The sequence below is a fragment of the Massilia sp. 2TAF26 genome (assembly GCF_052115005.1).
GTDB lineage: Bacteria > Pseudomonadota > Gammaproteobacteria > Burkholderiales > Burkholderiaceae_D > Telluria.
The window spans coordinates 148,956-166,145 of sequence record NZ_JBFRFV010000009.1 but is presented as its reverse complement, the minus strand read 5'-3'; the positions used below and the strand labels follow the sequence as shown (position 1 = coordinate 166,145).

The 17,190-nt window shown below is 68.4% G+C and carries 10 protein-coding genes; 6 read left to right on the top strand and 4 right to left on the bottom strand.

Going from position 1 to position 17,190, the window contains the following annotated elements:
• The first annotated feature begins 28 nt into the window (after window positions 1-28).
• Entirely contained in the window at window positions 29-946 is a 918-nt protein-coding gene (locus AB4Z32_RS12195; RefSeq protein ID WP_442122110.1) for a cyanophycinase, read from the top strand.
• Window positions 943-3,552 (top strand): cyanophycin synthetase, encoded by a 2,610-nt coding sequence (cphA, locus tag AB4Z32_RS12190; protein ID WP_442122109.1) that lies wholly within the window; start codon window positions 943-945, stop codon window positions 3,550-3,552. The genes AB4Z32_RS12195 and cphA (AB4Z32_RS12190) overlap by 4 nt, the downstream gene beginning before the upstream one ends.
• Before the next feature lie 57 nt (window positions 3,553-3,609).
• On the opposite strand, the gene cphA (AB4Z32_RS12185) is transcribed toward cphA (AB4Z32_RS12190), so the two are convergent.
• The 4 genes from cphA (AB4Z32_RS12185) to AB4Z32_RS12170 all read right to left on the bottom strand — a co-directional run bounded on the left by cphA (AB4Z32_RS12185) (window position 3,610) and on the right by AB4Z32_RS12170 (window position 10,418).
• The gene (cphA, locus tag AB4Z32_RS12185) at window positions 3,610-6,246 is read right to left on the bottom strand and encodes a cyanophycin synthetase (protein WP_442122108.1); all 2,637 of its coding nucleotides are present in this window, start codon (window positions 6,244-6,246) and stop codon (window positions 3,610-3,612) included.
• Window positions 6,247-6,338: 92 nt separating this feature from the next.
• On the bottom strand, window positions 6,339-7,802 hold the full coding sequence (locus AB4Z32_RS12180; protein ID WP_442122107.1) for an iron-containing redox enzyme family protein: 1,464 nt from the start codon (window positions 7,800-7,802) through the stop codon (window positions 6,339-6,341).
• A gap of 201 nt (window positions 7,803-8,003) precedes the next feature.
• Window positions 8,004-9,404: an amino acid permease gene (locus AB4Z32_RS12175; protein WP_442122106.1), complete on the bottom strand. Its 1,401-nt coding sequence runs from the start codon at window positions 9,402-9,404 to the stop codon at window positions 8,004-8,006.
• Window positions 9,405-9,572: 168 nt separating this feature from the next.
• The gene (locus tag AB4Z32_RS12170; protein WP_442122105.1) at window positions 9,573-10,418 is read right to left on the bottom strand and encodes a metallophosphoesterase; all 846 of its coding nucleotides are present in this window, start codon (window positions 10,416-10,418) and stop codon (window positions 9,573-9,575) included.
• 118 nt (window positions 10,419-10,536) lie between these two features.
• Here AB4Z32_RS12170 and AB4Z32_RS12165 point away from each other — a divergent pair, with 118 nt between their 5' ends.
• The 4 genes from AB4Z32_RS12165 (at window position 10,537) to AB4Z32_RS12150 (ending at window position 17,169) form a co-directional block, all read left to right on the top strand.
• The gene (locus AB4Z32_RS12165; RefSeq protein ID WP_442122104.1) at window positions 10,537-11,163 is read left to right on the top strand and encodes a LysE family translocator; all 627 of its coding nucleotides are present in this window, start codon (window positions 10,537-10,539) and stop codon (window positions 11,161-11,163) included.
• Window positions 11,164-11,305: 142 nt separating this feature from the next.
• Window positions 11,306-12,817 carry an FAD-dependent oxidoreductase gene (locus AB4Z32_RS12160; protein ID WP_442122103.1) on the top strand — a complete coding sequence of 504 codons (1,512 nt, stop codon included), beginning with the start codon at window positions 11,306-11,308 and terminating at the stop codon, window positions 12,815-12,817.
• Window positions 12,818-12,945: 128 nt separating this feature from the next.
• Entirely contained in the window at window positions 12,946-14,811 is a 1,866-nt protein-coding gene (locus AB4Z32_RS12155; RefSeq protein WP_442122102.1) for an AI-2E family transporter, read from the top strand.
• 147 nt (window positions 14,812-14,958) lie between these two features.
• A complete protein-coding gene (locus tag AB4Z32_RS12150) occupies window positions 14,959-17,169 on the top strand; it encodes a hypothetical protein (protein WP_442122101.1) in 2,211 nt (736 codons plus the stop codon).
• The last annotated feature ends 21 nt before the right edge of the window (window positions 17,170-17,190 follow it).

Genomic DNA, 17,190 nt, shown 5'->3' with positions numbered 1-17,190 from the left:
GCATCAAGAACCGGGAAGCAGCGAACCCATGACGCCACGAGAACAAACGCCGCAACAACAGGAACAGGAGCGCCAGGTGCGCGAAAGCCACGGCCATCTGGTGATCATCGGCGGTCATGAAGACCGCCAGCACGACAAGGAAATCCTGTGCAGATTCGTCGAGCTTGCGGGGGGCAAGGACGCGAAGATCGTCGTGATCTCGGCCGCCAGCTCGGTCGCCGGCGAAATGTGGGAAATCTATGACCAGGCCTTCGGCGAACTCGGCGTGAAGAACCGCGTACACCTGCACCTGCAGAGCCGCCAGAGCGCCAACGACCACGAGCACATCAAGGACATCCGCGACGCCACCGGCATCTTCATGACCGGCGGCGACCAGAAGCGCCTGCTGGCCATCATCGGCGGCACCGCCCTCGACACCGAGATGCATGCCGCCCTCAAGCTGCGCGGCGCCTGCATCGGCGGCACCAGCGCCGGCGCCTCGGCGATGTCGGGCCACATGCTGGCCCAGGGCCGCGCCGAACTGCACCCCGAGAAGGGCTCGGTGAGCCTGGGCGCCGGCCTCGGCTTCCTGCACAGGGTCGTCGTCGACCAGCACTTCTCGGAGCGCCAGCGTCTCTCGCGCCTGCTGTCGGTGGTGGCCCAGAATCCGTATTTGCTGGGTATCGGGATCGACGAGGATACCGCCCTGATCATCGAACGCGGGGTCGGCATCGAAGTACTGGGCGAAGGCGCGGTCACCATCGTCGACGGCCGCAACATGAGCACCAATATCGCCGAGATCTCGGACCACGAGACCCCCGAACTGATCGACGTACGCCTGCACCTGCTACCGGCGGGCAGCAAGTTCCGCCTGCCGGACGACGACGACGAGGACGAGGAACAGCGCATTCCCCGTCCGCTGCTCGAGTTTCTGGAAAATGTAACTAAACCGAATCCGCTCTCATGAGAATCATCGAACAACGCTTTTTGCGCGGCCCCAATCTGTACGCCGCCACACCCTGCCTGATGGCCGTCGTCGACACCGGCGAAGATGGCAAGCATTCCCACACCGCTGGCCTCGGGGCCCGCTTGCTGGCCCTGCTGCCCGGCATATGCCCCGAAGCGGCAGCCCGCCTGGCCGACTGCGCCTCTCCCGCCGAAGCCCTGGAGCCGGTGATGATGGAGCTGCAACGACTGGCTGGCGCCGCCTCCGGTTTCAGCGCCAGCATGCCTGTTCCCGCGCAAGCGGAAAAACTGCGTGTGGTCTGCGGCTATACCATCGAACAGCTTGCCGGCGCCGCCCTGCGCACTGCCCGCGAGCTGATACGCGCGGTCGCCGCGCACCAGGAATACGAGCTCGGCGCCGCACTGAAGGAACTGCAGGAAATCGCGCAAGACTACGCAATCGGCACCAGTACCGGCGCCGTGGTCGACGCCGCCCGCAAGCGCGGCATCCCGAGCCTGCGCCTGACCGACCAGGCGAACCTGTTCCAGCTGGGCTGGGGCAGCAGGCAGAAGCGCCTGCAGGCGACCATCACCGGCGCCACCAATAACATCGCGGTCGGCATCGCCAGCGACAAGCAGCTCACCAAGCTGCTCCTCGACCAGGCCGGCTGCCCGGTCCCGGCCGGCGACACCGTCAGCACCCTGGCCGAGGCCCAGCGCGTGGCGCACAGGCTGTGCAGGAACGGTGGCAGCGTTACCGTGAAACCGCTCGATGCCAACCAGGGCAAGGGCGTGACCACGGCCTGCGCCACGCCGGAAGAAGTCGAGCGCGCCTTCGAGTTCGCGCGCAGACATGGCCGCCGCGTGATCGTCGAGGAATTCCTGCGCGGGCGCGACTACCGCGTGCTGGTCACCGGCAGCAAGATCGCGGCCGCGTCCTGGCGCCGCCCGCCGCACGTGACCGGCGACGGCGTGCATTCCATCCGGGAGCTGGTCGAGATCGAGAACCGCAACCCCGCGCGCGGCGACGGTCACACCAACATCCTGACCAACATCCCGCTCGACGAGATCGCCCTCCAGATATTGGCGAGGCAGGGCTATGATCTTGATTCGGTACCGGCGGAAGACACCTGTGTCGAACTGCGCGGCAACGCGAATCTCTCCACCGGCGGCACCGCCGAGGACGTGACCGACCTGCTGCCGGAAGAGACCCGCGACATCTGCATCCGCGCCGCCCGCACCATCGGCCTCGACGTGGCCGGCATCGACATCGTGTGCGAGGATATTTCGCAACCGCTGCGCGAGCAGCGCGGCGGCATCATCGAAGTGAACGCGGCGCCAGGCATCCGCATGCACCAGTATCCGAGCCGGGGCACGCCGCGCGACGCCGGCGCCGCCATCGTCGAGGCCCTGTTCGGCGAAGACGACGGCCGCATTCCCGTGGTGGCCGTCACCGGCACCAACGGCAAGACCACGACCACCCTGCTGATCGCCCACGCCGTCCGCATGGCAGGCCTGCGCGCCGGGGCCGCCACCACCGAAGGCGTGTTCGTCGACGGCCAGCGGATCGTCAAGGGCGATTGCACCGGCTACTGCTCGGCGCGCAGCGTCCTGAGCTCGCCGGACGTCGACTTCGCGGTGCTGGAGACGGCGCGCGGCGGCATCCTCAAGCGCGGCCTGGCCTACGACCGATGCGATGTGTCGGTGGTGCTGAACGTGTCGGCGGACCACCTGGGCCTGGACGGCATCGACTCGGTCGAGGAGCTCGCCAAAGTCAAGGCCGTGGTGGCCCAGCGCGCCTCGCGCGCGGTGGTGCTGAACGCCGAGGACGACCATTGCGTGGCGATGGCCGCGACCCTGGCGGACGGCGTCGAACTGCTCTACTTCTCGCTGGACGCCGACAACCCCTGCCTGCTGCGCCACCTTGACCACGGCGGCCGCGCGGTCTACCTGGAAGACAATACCATCGTGATGGCCAACGGCGCCCGTCACGAGGCCATCGTCGACGTGCGCCAGATGCCCGTCACGCTGAAGGGCGCGGCCCGCTACAACATCGCCAACAGCCTGGCGGCCGTCGCGGCACTGGCGGCAAGCGGCTTCGGGAACCTGGAGATCGCCGACGGCCTGCGCAGCTTCGTCTCCGACTGGAAGCACAACCCGCTGCGCTCGAACCTGTTCGACGTCGACGGCGTCACCGTGATCTTCGATTACGCCCACAACACGGCAGCCTATGCGGCCCTGGCCGAGACCGCGCGCGCGATGACGCCGGGCCGCCTGGTCGGCGTGGTGGCCGCCCCGGGCGACCGCCGCGACGCCGACCTGGTCGACATCGGCGCCACCTGCGCCGCCGGCTTCGACGCACTGGTGGTCTACGAAACCGAGAACCGCGGCCGCGCCGCCGGCGCCGTGGCGGCCAGGCTGGCCGAAGGAATCCGCCTGGCGAAGTTCGAGGAAGACCACCTGCGCGTGGAGCTCGACGTGATTGACGCGATCCGGGCGGGCCTGGCGCGCTGCGAGAAGGGCGACGTGCTGGTGTTCGGCTGCGGCTCGGATATCAGCGAGTTGCTGGAGGCGATACGGCCGACTTCGCCGGAGGTGGCTCGGCGGATTGAAACCGAGTCAGTGTAGCAAGCCACCAATGGAAAACGGGCCCTGAGGCCCGTTCGTCGTTCCAGCGCAGGTCTCTCACCCCACCTGTCCCGCAATCCGCTCCGCACTCTCCGGATCCATCTCCCGGATCGCATCCACGAACACCTGCAGCGAGGACCCGCAGGCAAACACCAGCACGTCCCCGCGCCCGCACAGCGACATCCCGAGGCGGATCGCCGCCCCCACCTCCAGCTCGCGGTGCAGGGTATCGGTCTTGCCGACCACCTCTTCCGCGCCCTCCAGGATCAGGTCGACGGCGCCGCCGTAGGCGCGGCCGCGGCTGGACGATTCGTAGACCACGAGTTCGTCGAAGCGCCCTGCGCAGACGCGGCCGACTTCGAGCAGGTCGGCGTCGCGGCGGTCGCCCGGTGCGGTGACGATGCCGACCAGCTGGCCGGGCAGCAGCGAGCGCGCCATCTCGGCCAGGGCGGCGTAGGCGGCCGGATTGTGGGCGTAGTCGACGATCACGGTGACGCCGCGCACCTCGAACACATTGGTGCGCAGCGGGTTGGTTTTGCCGTCGCTGACGAAGGTGGAGAGGCCGGTGGCGATCTGCAGGTTGCTGAAACCGGCCGCCATCAGCGCCGCGCTGGCTGCCAGGGCGTTGGCGATGTTGTAGCGCGCGCGGCCGCCCATCGAGATCGGCATGCTCTCGACCCGCAGCAGCTCCTGGTGCACATTGGCGTCGGCGAGCACGATGGCATTGTCCTGCAAATAGGCGGCGCGGCCGCCCTCTTCCAGGTGGCGCAGCAAGACCGGGGCTTCCGGATTCATGGCGAAATAGACCAGCTCCACGTCGGGGCGCACGCGGCGCGCCATCGCCACACACAGCGGATCTTCGGCGTTCAGCACGGCGGCGCGGGTGGCGGACAGTGGCACCACGGCCTTCACCTGGGCCAGGTCTTCGATGCTGTCGACGCCGTCCAGGCCCAGGTGGTCGGGCGAGACGTTCAGGCAGATGCCGACGTCGCAGTAGTCGAAGGCCAGGCCGCGCTTGAGGATGCCGCCGCGTGCCGTCTCCAGCACCGCGATCTCGACTTCCGGCGCGGCCAGCACGGTGCGCGCCGACCAGTAGCCGGTGCAGTCGCCCTTGGTGATCTGCTTGCCGTCGATGTAGACACCGTGGGTGGTGGTGGCGCCGGTCACGCGCCCGGCCAGGCGCGTGGCGTGGGCGATCAGCAGCGTGGTGGTGGTCTTGCCGTTGGTGCCGGTGCAGGCGATGATCGGGATGCGGCCGTCCGAGTTGCCCATCAGGCCTTCGACGATCGCGCCGCCGGCGTCGCGCGGCTCGCCGCTGCTCGGATACTGGTGCATGCGGATGCCCGGCGCGGCGTTCACTTCGATCACGGCGCCGCCCTGGGCCGCCAGCGGCTGGCTGATGTCGCGGCAGACGATGTCGATGCCGGCCACGTCCAGGCCAATCTTGCCTGCTGCGCGCACGCAGATCTGGCGCGTCGATTCCGGCAGCAGCTCGGTCACGTCCTCGGCGGTACCGCCGGTCGACAGGTTGGCATTCCCGCGCAGCTCGACCGCCACACCCTCGGCGGGGATGGTATCCGGCGCTTGGCCCTGTTTGCGCAGGACGTCCTCGGCATGCGCGTCGAGCGCGATCCGGGTCAGGATGTTGGTGTGCCCCGCGCCGCGCGCCGGGTTGCGGTTCTCGATCTCGACCAGCTCGCGAATCGTGTGCCGGCCGTCGCCCACCACATGGGCCGGACGGCGGCAGGAAGCCGCGGCGACGCGGCCGGCGGCCACGAACACGCGGTAGTCGCGGCCTTCGATGCTGCGTTCGACGATGATGCGGCGTCCGAACTTGCGGGCGAAGGCATAGGCCTGCTCGACTTCTTCCGGCGTGCGGCAGTCGACCGTCACGCCCTTGCCCTGGTTGGCGTCGAGCGGCTTGACGGTGACCGGCACCGCCAGCTTGCGCGCCACGCGCAGGGCGTCGTCGATGGTGTCGACGGTCTCGCCTTCCGGCACCGGCACGCCGGCTTCCGTCAAGAGCTGCTTGGTGAGCTGCTTGTCGCCGGCGATGCGCACCGCGATATTGCTGGTGTCGCCGGTGATGGTGGCCTGGATGCGCTTCTGCTTGACGCCCCAGCCGAGCTGGAACAGGTTGGCGTCCTCGGTGATGCGCTGGACCGGGATGCCGCGCTCGTGGGCGGCCGCCAGCACGGCGGCGGTACTGGTGCCGATCGCGTAGTGCTCGGCCAGCTCGCGCAGTTCTTCCAGGCGTGCCGCCAGGTCGTTGAAGTCATGGCCGTGGGCCAGCGCGTCGACGATGTCCACCGCCAGCTGGAAGGCCGGCTGCGCCACCTTCTCGATCTGGTAGGCGCACACCACCCGGTACTGGCCAGGTGTGCCGGCCACCGGGCGGGTGCGGCCGAAGCTGGCCGGAGCGCCGGCCAGGCATTGCAGGCCGAGGGTCACGTGTTCGACCACGCGCGCCAGGTAGGTGCCCTCGCGCAGGCGCTGGGCGAAGCCGCCCGGCTGGCCGATCGGCACCAGGTGCTCGGCCAGCGAAGGCAGCAGGTTCAGCAGGGCTTCGCTGAACCGCGGGATGTCGCGCGTGGAGACGCCGTACAGGTCGCCGAGGTCGAGCACGGACAGCAGGCAGGGGGTATCCGCATGGATGTTCGGGCCACGCAGGAATCGTTGTTCGAGAATTTGCACGTGTAGGTCCTTGTAAGGCTGATCGCACGGCGGCGCGGAAGAGAGGCATCCCTTCCGCGCCGTCGGGTCTTGCTTCCGTCCTGCCCTTGCCGCTATGCGTCCAGCAGTTGCGAATACATGCGGGTCGCCATCAGGCCGATGGCCGTGTGATGCACGGACGGCGACATCAGGCGCGCCAGCATGGCCATCGCTTCCGGCTTGGAAGCGGCGCCGGCTACCTTCTCTTCCAGTTCGCGCAACTCGGCATCGCCCTGCAGGGCGCCGGCCGCATGGCGGCGGATCAGGCCGCGCTCCGGATAGCCGCTCTTGCCGGCGTGCTGGGTCAGGGTGTCGAGGGTGCGCTGGCGCGCGCGGTGGCTCAGCACGCGCGTGGTGCGCTGGGAGGCGTCGGCATCGCGCGGGGTCTGGATCCAGTCGCGCAGCACCTGCTGTTCGTAGCTGGTGAAGACGCCGAACATCTCGGCGCGTTCGCCCTGGATCAGGCGCCAGAAGCGGCTGTTCTCGACGTCCTCGCCGCGCTTGATCCAGCCGGCGCTTTCCAGCGCCGCCAGGAAGGCCGGGATCTGCCTGGGCTCGCCGAGCCAGTCGTTGATCGAGCGGCCGGCGACGCGGCAGTAATCCGAATGCATGTTGCGGCCGACCGCGGCCTTGGCCGTGAAGATCTCGACCAGCTCCGCTTCCAGATCGAAGGCGGCGATCACCGAGGTGGTGCAGGCGCCGAGTTCGTTCAGCCGGTAGCCGTCCAGCACGCGGCGGAAGAAGTCGGCCGGGTCGCCGGACTGCGCCATCAGGTGACGGAGCGCCTGCACCGCCTTGTGCGCATGGCCGCTGCCGGCGTTGTCGACGGTAACGTGCAAGGTGAAGTAATACGGGTCGATGCCCAGTTCGTTCAGCTCGTAGGACGTGATCAGCAGGTGCAGCGGCAGCTGCTCGTAGCCGAGGTTGTAGCCCACGACCTCGGGCAGGAAGCGGTCGGCGTTGCAGGCCAGGGCCAGCTGGATCGCGCCCTGCACGAAATGGCTTTCCGACAGGCTTTCCCAATGCTCGCAGCCATGGGTGGCCAGCAAGCGGCGGTACAGGGTCACGTGGTTCTTGTCGGGCGCGCCGTCGCCCAGCTCTTCGAGATAGGTCTTGATGAGGGGGTGGAAATCCGGATTTTCCCAGCGCGGCAGGGTACCGTAGAGCCAGGCGCCGTCGACCAGCTTGGTCGGCGCGACGCCCTTCAGGAAGTACAGCGCATGCGATTTGCTGCCGAAGTAGCGGCGCGGCGCGCCGTTCTTGCGGGCGCTCAGGTATTCGCGATAGGCGATGCCCGCCGATTCGGCGCGGCCCTGGATCCAGCCGGGCAGCTCCCACAAGCCGTCCGGCAGGTCGCAGGGTTCCAGGCGCGCGGCCTCGATCTGGGCCTGCAGGTAGTCGCGCGACCTGGCGGCGGCCGCCTCCGGCTTGTCCAGGAGGGAGAAATACAGGGCTTTCGAGCTTGCAAGCGCCTGGCCTGCCCGCGCTCGTGGCGCGGATTCCAGCTCGGGCGACTCCATGGCATAGGTGGTGGTCATAGACAATCTATTGGTAAATGTTCTACCAAGATTATCCGTAGCGCCCGGCGCGCACGTAATCGGTTGTCGGCTTACCTGAATGTCGGACAGGGATTACAAAAATTTCACGAATTTCCAAAAGGAACTTCGGAAAGCGATCGGGGCGCCGCAGCAGGAGCCGCGGCGCCCCGATCGGGCAATACTAAAGGATGGCGCTGCCCCTTACTGGGTCACGCCATGCAGCAGAGAACGGCTGCGTGCGTAGCCGAAGTAGACCAGCAGGCCGATCGCCAGCCAGATCCCGAAGGCGATCCAGGTGATGAGGCTCAGGAAGCTCATCAGCGCCAGGCAGAAGATCACGGCGATCGCCGGAATCACCGGCACGCCCGGGCAGCGGAAGGCGCGCTTCAGGTCCGGACGCTTCTTGCGCAGCACGATCACGGCCACCGATACCAGGCAGAAGGCGGCCAGGGTGCCGATGTTGACCAGCTCGGCCAGCACGTTCAGCGGCACGAAGGCAGCGATCAGGCCGAACAGGATGCCGACCACCCAGGTCGCGAAGAACGGGGTGCCGAATTTCGGATGCACGGTCGACAGCTTGGCCGGCAGCAGGCCGTCGCGCGACATCGCGTACACGATACGGGTCTGGCCGAAGGCCATCACCAGGATGACGGTGGTCATGCCGAGGATGGCGCCGAGGTCGACGAAGCCGGCGAACCAGTTTTCGCCGGCGTGCTGCAGGGCCAGCGAGACCGGGTGGTCGATGCCTTCGAACAGCTTGAACGGCACGATGCCGGTCATGATGGCCGACACGATCACATACAGGATGGTGCAGATGGCCAGCGAACCGATGATGCCGATCGGCAGGTCGCGGGTCGGGTTCTTGACTTCCTCGGCGGCCGAGGTCACGGCGTCGAAGCCGATGAAGGCGAAGAACACCACGGCGGCGGCACTCATCACACCCGACACGCCGAAGGGCATGAAGGGATGCCAGTTGGCCGGGGTCACGTGCTTGAAGCCGACCAGGATAAACAGCAGCACGACCGAGATCTTGATGACGACCATCACGTTGTTGACGCGGGCCGACTCACGCACGCCCCAGGACAGCATGGCGGTCAGCACCAGCATGATCAGCAGCGCCGGCAGGTTCATGATGGTGCTGACGCCGGGCAGCGCGCCCGGTGCCGCCGACAAGGCTTTCGGAATCTCGATGCCGAAGCCGCCGATCAGGGATTGGAAATAGCCCGACCAGCCAACCGACACCGCCGAGGTCGCCAGGCCGTATTCCAGCAGCAAGTCCCAACCGATCATCCAGGCCACCAGTTCGCCCAGCACCACATAGCTGTAGGTATAGATCGAACCGGCCACCGGCACCGTCGATGCGAACTCGGCATAGCAGAGGGCGGCGAAACCGCAGGCGATGGCCGAGACGACGAAGGACAGCGTCAGTGCCGGACCGGCGGTCAGGGCGCCGGTGCCGGTCAGCACGAAGATACCGGTACCGACGATCGCCCCGATCCCCATCAGGATCAGGTCGAAGGGGCCCAGCACCTTCTTCAGTCCGCTGGGCTTGCCCGCGGCGGCGACCATGTGGTCGAGATTCTTGGTTCTAAAAAGACTCACTGCATTCTCCAATCGATAGTAGATAGTCCCCAGGCCCTTTTATATTGGATGTCTCCTCCGCGGGCATGGTTGCCGCTCGGCAGCAGCGTAAGCGGCACGCCATATTACTCAAAAATCAATCGATAGAGTACGCCCTTGCCCGAAAAACGGTTAATTCGGGAAGAATTTTTAGCGCAAAGTGCAGATGACGAGCTCCGGATCGGCGCGAACGCGCAACGGAATGCCGGCGCAGCCGATGCCGCGGCTGACGAACAGGGGGCCGTTGCCCGCGATCTCGAAGCGTCCATGGCCGTATTCCCGCGAATAGGGACCGCTGGGACGCTTCAGCGGTTCGCCATTGCGGCGTACCACCTGCCCGCCGTGGGTGTGGCCGGCAAAACCGAGGTCGAAACGCTGGCCTTGCAGGCACCACAGGCCGTCCGGGGAATGCATCAGATAGATCCGCACCGGGCCGGCGCCGGCGAAGGTGGCCCCGGCCGAAGGCGCGCCGGTCCACGGATCGTCGATGCCGCAGATGCTGACCGACCCGAAAGGCGCCGGCAGCGCGATATTCCGGTTGACCAGCACCTCGATGCCGGCCTCGGCCAGCACCGCGGCCACCTCGGCGCTGCCGTTCCAGACGTCGTGGTTGCCCAGCACGGCATAGGTGCCGAGCGGCGCCGTCGCTTGCCGCAGGAAGCCGCGCAGCTGGCCGATGTTGGCGGCGTCGAAGGAAATATAGTCGCCGCCCAGCAGCAGCACGTCCGGACCTTCGTGCCGAATCCGCTCCAGCAGCACGTCGAACAAGGCCGGATGGGTGGTCGGGCCGGCGTGGAAATCCGAGGCGAAGCCGATCTTCAAGGGACGCGGCAGCCGCCGCTCGGGTCCCAGCTCGAGCTCGTAGCGGCTCACGCCCAGGCTGCCGTGACCGCCCAGGCGATAGCTGAGTCCCGCCGCCCAGCCGCCCGCAAGCAGGGTGCCCAGCAGCCTCTCGGTGGCGTGGCGGACTGGCCGGTGGCGTTTGCTTGGTCGCATGCAGTGGAAAGAATTAACAGATGTTGCAAAATTGCCACTGTACACCATCGAGGCCGCCCAGTGGCGCAACCTTGGACCGGGACTAGTGCACTATGTCAACGAAGTGTAAGATGCGCGCATGCTGACACCCGAACAATTGCTCGCTTTCCTGGCCGCCGCCATCCTTTTGACCCTGTCTCCGGGGCCCGACAATATGATGGTCCTCGGCATCGGCATGGCCAAGGGCCGCATGCGCGGGATGGCCTTCGGCCTCGGCTGCGCGCTCGGCTGCCTGAGCCATACCCTGCTCGCGGTGATCGGTGTCAGTGCCCTGATCGCAGCCTCGCCGCTGGCCTTCACGACCTTGAAGGTATGCGGCGGCCTCTACCTGGCATGGATGGGTTTCAACGCCATCCGCAGCCGCGGCGGCGCCGCCGCCAGCCGCGCCGAGGGTGTGACCGAATCCGCGCGCACCCTGTTCTTCCGCGGCGTGTTCGCGAACGCCATCAATCCGAAGGTGGCGCTGTTTTTCCTGTCCTTCCTGCCGCAGTTCGTGGTGGCCCAGCGCGGCGACGCCAACCTGCAGACCGCCCTGCTCGGCCTGACGTTCACGGCGCAGGCCGCAGTCCTGTTCGGCCTGCTGGGCTTCTTCTCCGGCACGGTCGGCACCTGGCTGACGCGCCGCCCGCGCGCCGGCATGTGGATGGACCGGCTTGCCGGCGCCATCTTCATCTCACTCGGCCTGCGCCTGATCGTGGCGCGCTGAAGGCTGCGCCGGCGGGCATCTTCTTTCGTTTACGTTCGTCAACGCTGCGCCGCGGCATGCCGGTTCTTGGGATCATGAGCCGAACGCGGCCAGCCCCGCGGCTGGCCGTACGCAGACCGACAACGACAGAAAGGCGCCCCCTATGGATACCTCATCGCTCTGGAAAGGCACGGCGGCCAAGACCGCCTGCCTGCCGACCCTGCAAACCGACCTGAAAGTCGACGTCGCCATCGTCGGCGCCGGCATCACCGGCCTGACCGCCGCCATGCTTCTGGTCCAGGCCGGCAAGCGGGTCGCCGTACTCGACGCCAGCAAGGCCGGCGACGCCAACACCGGCAACTCGACCGGCAACCTCTACGCCACCGTCGACCTCGGCCTGCATACGCTGGAAGAGCTGCATGGCCTTGAAACCATGCGCCGGGTAGTGGAGTCGCGCTCGGCCGCCATCGACCTGATCGAGGCCACGGTCGGCCGCCTGAAACTGGACTGCGGTTTCCAGCGCGTGCCCTGGCACCTGATCGGCGTCGATGCCGCCCATGTGGGCGACATCGAGAAGGAAGCGCTGGCGGCGATGCGTGCGCGCCTGCATGCCGACCTGCGCGACGACGCCCCGCTGCCGATCGACACGGCGTTGAAAACCCTGCGGGTCGAGGACCAGGCCCAGTTCCAGCCACTGGCGTACGTGCGGCAACTGGCCCAGCGTATCGGTGGCGAGGATTGCCTGATCTTCGAGAACACCCGCGTCACCGCCATCGACGATGCGCCTGCCGTGGTCCACACCGAGCACGGCAAGGTCGCCTGCCAGCATATCGTGATCGCCACCCATACGCCGGTCGGCATCCACCTGGTGCAGTCGCAGCTGGAGGTGGTGCGCGAATACGGCATCGCCGCACCGCTGCACGACAGCGTGCCGGAACCCGGCGCCTACTGGTGCATCGGCCGGGAGCGGCATTCGGTGCGCGCCTTCACCGAGCACGGCCGCAGCTACCTGGTGGTGATCGGCAGCGCCCACAAGCTGGGCGAGCAGGAAGTCGGCGCCGAGCGCTTCCAGCAGCTGGAACTGTTCGCGCGCGACCACTTTCCGATCGGGCCGGTCGAATACCGCTGGTCGGCCCAGCGCTACCGCGCCAAGGACAAGCTGCCCTATATCGGCCGCAACGTCGATGCGGAGAACACCTATGTCGCGACCGGCTTCTCGGGCGACGGCCTGACCTACGGCACCCTGGCCGGCATGATGCTGGCCGACGAGATCCTCGGCCGCGGCACGCCCTGGCGCGACCTGTACGCGGTCGAGCGCCTGGCCGGGGACAAGCGGCCCAGGGGCTTCGAAAGGGAAAGCACCGGCCCCGCCAGCCCGGACCAGGCGGTGGCGCTCGGCGCCGGCGAGGTCGGCAAGCTGGCCGACCTGCCGCCCTGCCAGAACCGCAAGATCGAGGTCGACGGCAAGCCGGTGGCGGTCTATCGCTCCCAGGACGGCCGGCTGCAGGCGGTGGCCGGCAAGTGCTCGCACATGGGCTGCGAGATCAAGTGGAACGGCGCCGAGACCAGCTGGGACTGCAGCTGCCACGGCAGCCGTTTCGCGCCCGACGGCCGGGTGCTGGAAGGACCGGCGCTGGCGCCGCTGCAGACCGCCAGCATCGATCAAGGCGCTTGAAAATCGCGGTCACAGGGCTGAACGGGAGGCGAAAACCAGCATAAAATTGATCGCCTTCACGTTTTTGCGCTACATTGCTGGTTTTACGTTTTCTCGGGATAGATTTCTATTCCGCACGCAGCACGCGAATGCGCGATCTCTCCCTGTTCAAGCACCTGAATGCCGGCTCCCTGATCACCGTCACCTGTGGCCTGGGCCTGCTATACGTCGGCCGCGACGTTCTCGAACCGATCGCCCTCGCTTCCATCCTCAGCCTGGTGATCGCGCCGCTGATCCGCAGCATGCGCCGCGCCGGCCTGCCCCAGGTGCCGGCGACGGCACTGTCGGTGCTGCTCGCCACCACCTGCCTGGTCGGGGTCGGCATCGTGCTGGCCTTCCAGTTGGTGGCCGTCACCGGCGACCTGCCGAAGTACCGTGCGGCAATGCGCACCAAGGTGGCCGCCGTGCGCGAAATCGCCGAGCGGCCTTTCGCCCGCATCGAGGCCGAACTGAGCGCGGTGGCGCCGTCGGGCGGCACGACCGCCACCGGCAAGCGCGGCATGACCACGATCACCATCAGCCCGACCCAGCCGATCCCGGTCGAGATCCGCGCCCCGCGCCTGACCACCACCGGCGCACTGACCCGCCTGTTCTCGCTGGCCTGGGGCCCGATCGGCGAGGCCGGCCTGGTGCTGGTGCTGCTGATTTTCATGTCGCTGGAGCATGAATCGCTGCGCGACCGCCTGATCCGGCTCGGCGGCCAGACCGAGACCAGCCGCACGATCCAGGCCCTCGCCGATGCGGCCCAGGGCGTCTCGCGCTTCTTCTTCTCGCAATTCATCGTCAACATCACCTTCGGCGCCCTGATCGGCGTGGTGCTGTGGGCGCTCAGCGTGCCGCACGCGGCGCTGTGGGGTGCGCTCAGCGGCCTGCTGCGCTTCGTTCCCTATCTCGGCATCATGGCGGCCGGCGCCGTGATCGCGGTGTTCGTGGCCGCCATCGACCCCGGCTGGACCCTGGCCCTGTCGGTGATGGTGCTGTTCGTCGCCCTCGAACTGGTGGTGGCCAACATCATCGAACCGAAAGTCTACGGCCACAGCTCGGGCCTGTCGCCGCTGGCCGTGATCGTGTCGGCCCTGTTCTGGGGCGCGATGTGGGGCCCGGTCGGGCTGCTGCTGTCGACCCCGCTCACCCTGTGCCTGGTGGTGGCCGGCCGCCACGTCCGCACCCTGGAGCCGGTCACCATCCTGCTCGGCGACGCCCCGGCCGTCACGGGCGCCCAGCGCTTCTACCAGCGCGTGCTGGCCGGCGACATCGGCGCCATCATCCACGACGCCCATACCTACCTGGAGCGCTCCAGCTTCGCGCGCTACTGCGACCACATCCTGCTGCCGGGCATCGTGCTGGCGGCCAGCGACACCCGCTCGGGCAAGATGGAAAAGATCCAGGAGGAACGGATCCGCGCCGTCATCGCCGACGTCGCCATCACCCTGACGCCGGAATCGGGCGGCCCGCCGAAGAGCCGGCGCCGGCGCGACGTCTCGCTGCTCGACGCCAACGTCGGCGCCCACCTGCGCCAGATGCGCGAGGCGCGCCTGGGCCGCTGGCAGGGCGCCCTCGACGTCCCTGCCCACTCCGTCGTGCTGTGCGTCGGCCTGGCCTCGATGCGCGACGACCTGCTCAGCGAACTGCTGGTGCGCGCCCTGCGCGAAGCCGGCGTCGACGCGCGCAGCTTCTCGATCATCGCCGACAACGAGAACCCGGGCCCGGACACGGCCGACCTGGTGTCGACCGTCTTCATCGCCTATCCGGTCGAAGCCATGCTGGACCAGTGGCTGGCCACTGTCGCCAACCTGCGCGCCGGCCTGCCCGAATCGATGCTGGTGACGATACGGCTGCCGCTGATCGATCCGGTGCCGAGCGCCTCGCTGGTCGAAAAGCAGGTCGACATGGTGCTGCGTTCCTTCGAAGAAGCGCTGGCCTTTGTCGCTCCCGAGCGCGTGCCGCGCCCGTAAGCAGGCGCGGCCGACGCCGGTCTTTCCGGCCGACAGCAGCGGCGCGTCGCCGTCTTGATCCTTGCCCAAGCCACTGCTCGGAAAACGCTCCACGGCGGCGGCCCTGCCCGTATGATCATGGAGAGGCGACAGGAAGGGAGACGGAGGATGCCGGAACGGACGGAGGTCGGGGAGCGTGACATGGGCGGGGAGCGGCTGCGCGAGCCGGCCGCTCCGCGCCGGCGCTCGCCCGGCCGCGGCAACCATGTCACCCGCTTCACCTTCCTGCGCCGCACCCTGCTGCTGAATTTCTATCCGGTGCTGACGGTCGTCGCCGGCAACATCATCCTGCTCATGGTCCCCCAGGCGCGCGAGGCCCTGGGCGCCTTCGGCAACTTCAACGAGACCAGGGACGTGGTGTGGGCCAACGCCGGCTACTGGTTCTTCATCGCGGCCCTCGTCTACTGGTCGCTGACGGCCTGGTACTGCGCGCGGCTGCTGCTGGCCAAGCGCTTCGCCGTCGACAATGTCGGCCAGTGCGCCAGCCATCGCTTCGCCGCCGCCACCAATACCTGGCTGCCGCGCGGACTCGGCCTGCTGGCCTGCGTCCCGATCACGGTCTGGTTCGCGCTGCCGGACGCGCCGCCCGGCGCCTGGCTGGTCCCGGCCCTGTACACCGGCCTGTTCGTGGCGCTGACGGTGCGGCGCCGGCGCCTCCTGAACCGCTGGCTGGGCCGGCAGGCGCTGGCGGACAAGGCCTGGGCGCGCACCCACCGCACGCCGCGCATCAGCCTGGCCGCGATGCTGCTGATGTTCGCCGTGTCCGGGATGGTGCTGGCGGCGGTCTGCATCGGCCGGGAGACGGCCTCGCGTCTCCTCGGCGCCCCGGCCCTGCTGCTGTTCGCCTTCGGCTCCTGGACCGTGTTCGGCAGCATCATCCTGGTCTACCTGCCGAAAACCGCCGGCTGGCCCTCGCTGGCCCTGCTGCCGCTGTTCGCGGTCCTGCTGTCCTCGATCTCGAACGAGAACCACTTCGTGGCCCGCAACGGCGGCCCGCCGCTGGCCGTCCGGCGCCCGGGGCTCGCCGACGACTTCCGCGCCTGGCAGGCGGCGCGCGGAGTCCATGGCGGCGAACCGGTTTACCTGGTGGCCGCGGCCGGCGGCGCCTCGCGCGCGGCCTTCTGGGCCGGCACCCTGCTGCTGGAACTGGAGCGCCAGGCGCGCAGCCAGGGCAAGCGCTTCGCGCCCAACATCTATGCGATGAGCGGCGTCTCCGGCGGCAGCCTGGGCCTGGCCGCCTTCGCCGGCTCGCTGGCGGTGGGCGATCCGAACTATGACCTCACGGCCGACCGGGTCGAAGCCTTCCTCGGCCAGGATTACCTCGCGCCGCTGGTCGGCTACCTGCTCTATCCGGACCTGCTGGCCCGCTTCTGGCCCTTCCCCTGCCGCGCCTGCGACCGCTCGCTGGCGCTGGAAGGCGCCTGGCAACGCGGCTGGGCCCAGCGCTTTCCGCTGTCGCCGGCGCACGACTGGTTCAGCCGTCCCCTGCTGGCGCCCGGATCTGACGCGGCCGGCCTGCCGCGGCTGCTGTTCAACACCACCTCGGCCAGCGAAGGCCGCCGGGTGCTGCAGTCGAACCTGGCCTTCCTGCCGCCCCAGGCCTACGACCTGTTCGCCCGCCCGCCGGGCGACCAGGCGCTGGACACCACCCGCCTGACCCTGGCCCAGGCGGTCCATAACAGCGCCCGCTTTCCCTACATCAGCCCGGCCGCGCTGGTGTCCACCATCGGCGGCCAGCGCTGGGACTACCTGGTCGACGGCGGCTACTTCGAGAACTCGGGCGCGGCCACGCTCAACGCGATGATCCGCGAGATCCTGACGCTGGGGGTGATCAAGCTCGAACAGCTGGTGGTGCTGGTGATCGAAAACGAGCCGGCCACGCAGTCGCAATGGATCTGCCCGACGGGCGCCCAGTTGCGCGATGCCGCCGCCGGCCCGGCGCCGCGCCCCCTGTCGGTCGGCCTGCGCATGCCCTGGCAGGCGCGCCTGCGCCCCGGCGACAAGGTCGTGCCGCCGGTGCCCGAGCTGTCGCTTCCCTTCTACGCCCTGTACCAGACCCGCAACGCGCGCGCCCAGGCCGCCGAGGAGGAAACCACCCGCCTGCTGGGCGGCTGCGGCGCCGGCCGCGTGGTCGAACTGCGCTACCCCTGGACGCGTGATGCCCGCCAGCCGCCGCTCAGCTGGTACCTGAACGGCGGCACCACGCGGGCCATGGCCGGCATGCTGCAGCGGAAAGAGAGCGAGGCGCCCGAGGTCGGCGCCTTCCTGGCGAACTGGAAGCGGATCCGCGAGACCATCCTGGGCGAAGCCACCCCTTGAGGCCCTCCATTAAGTTGTCAT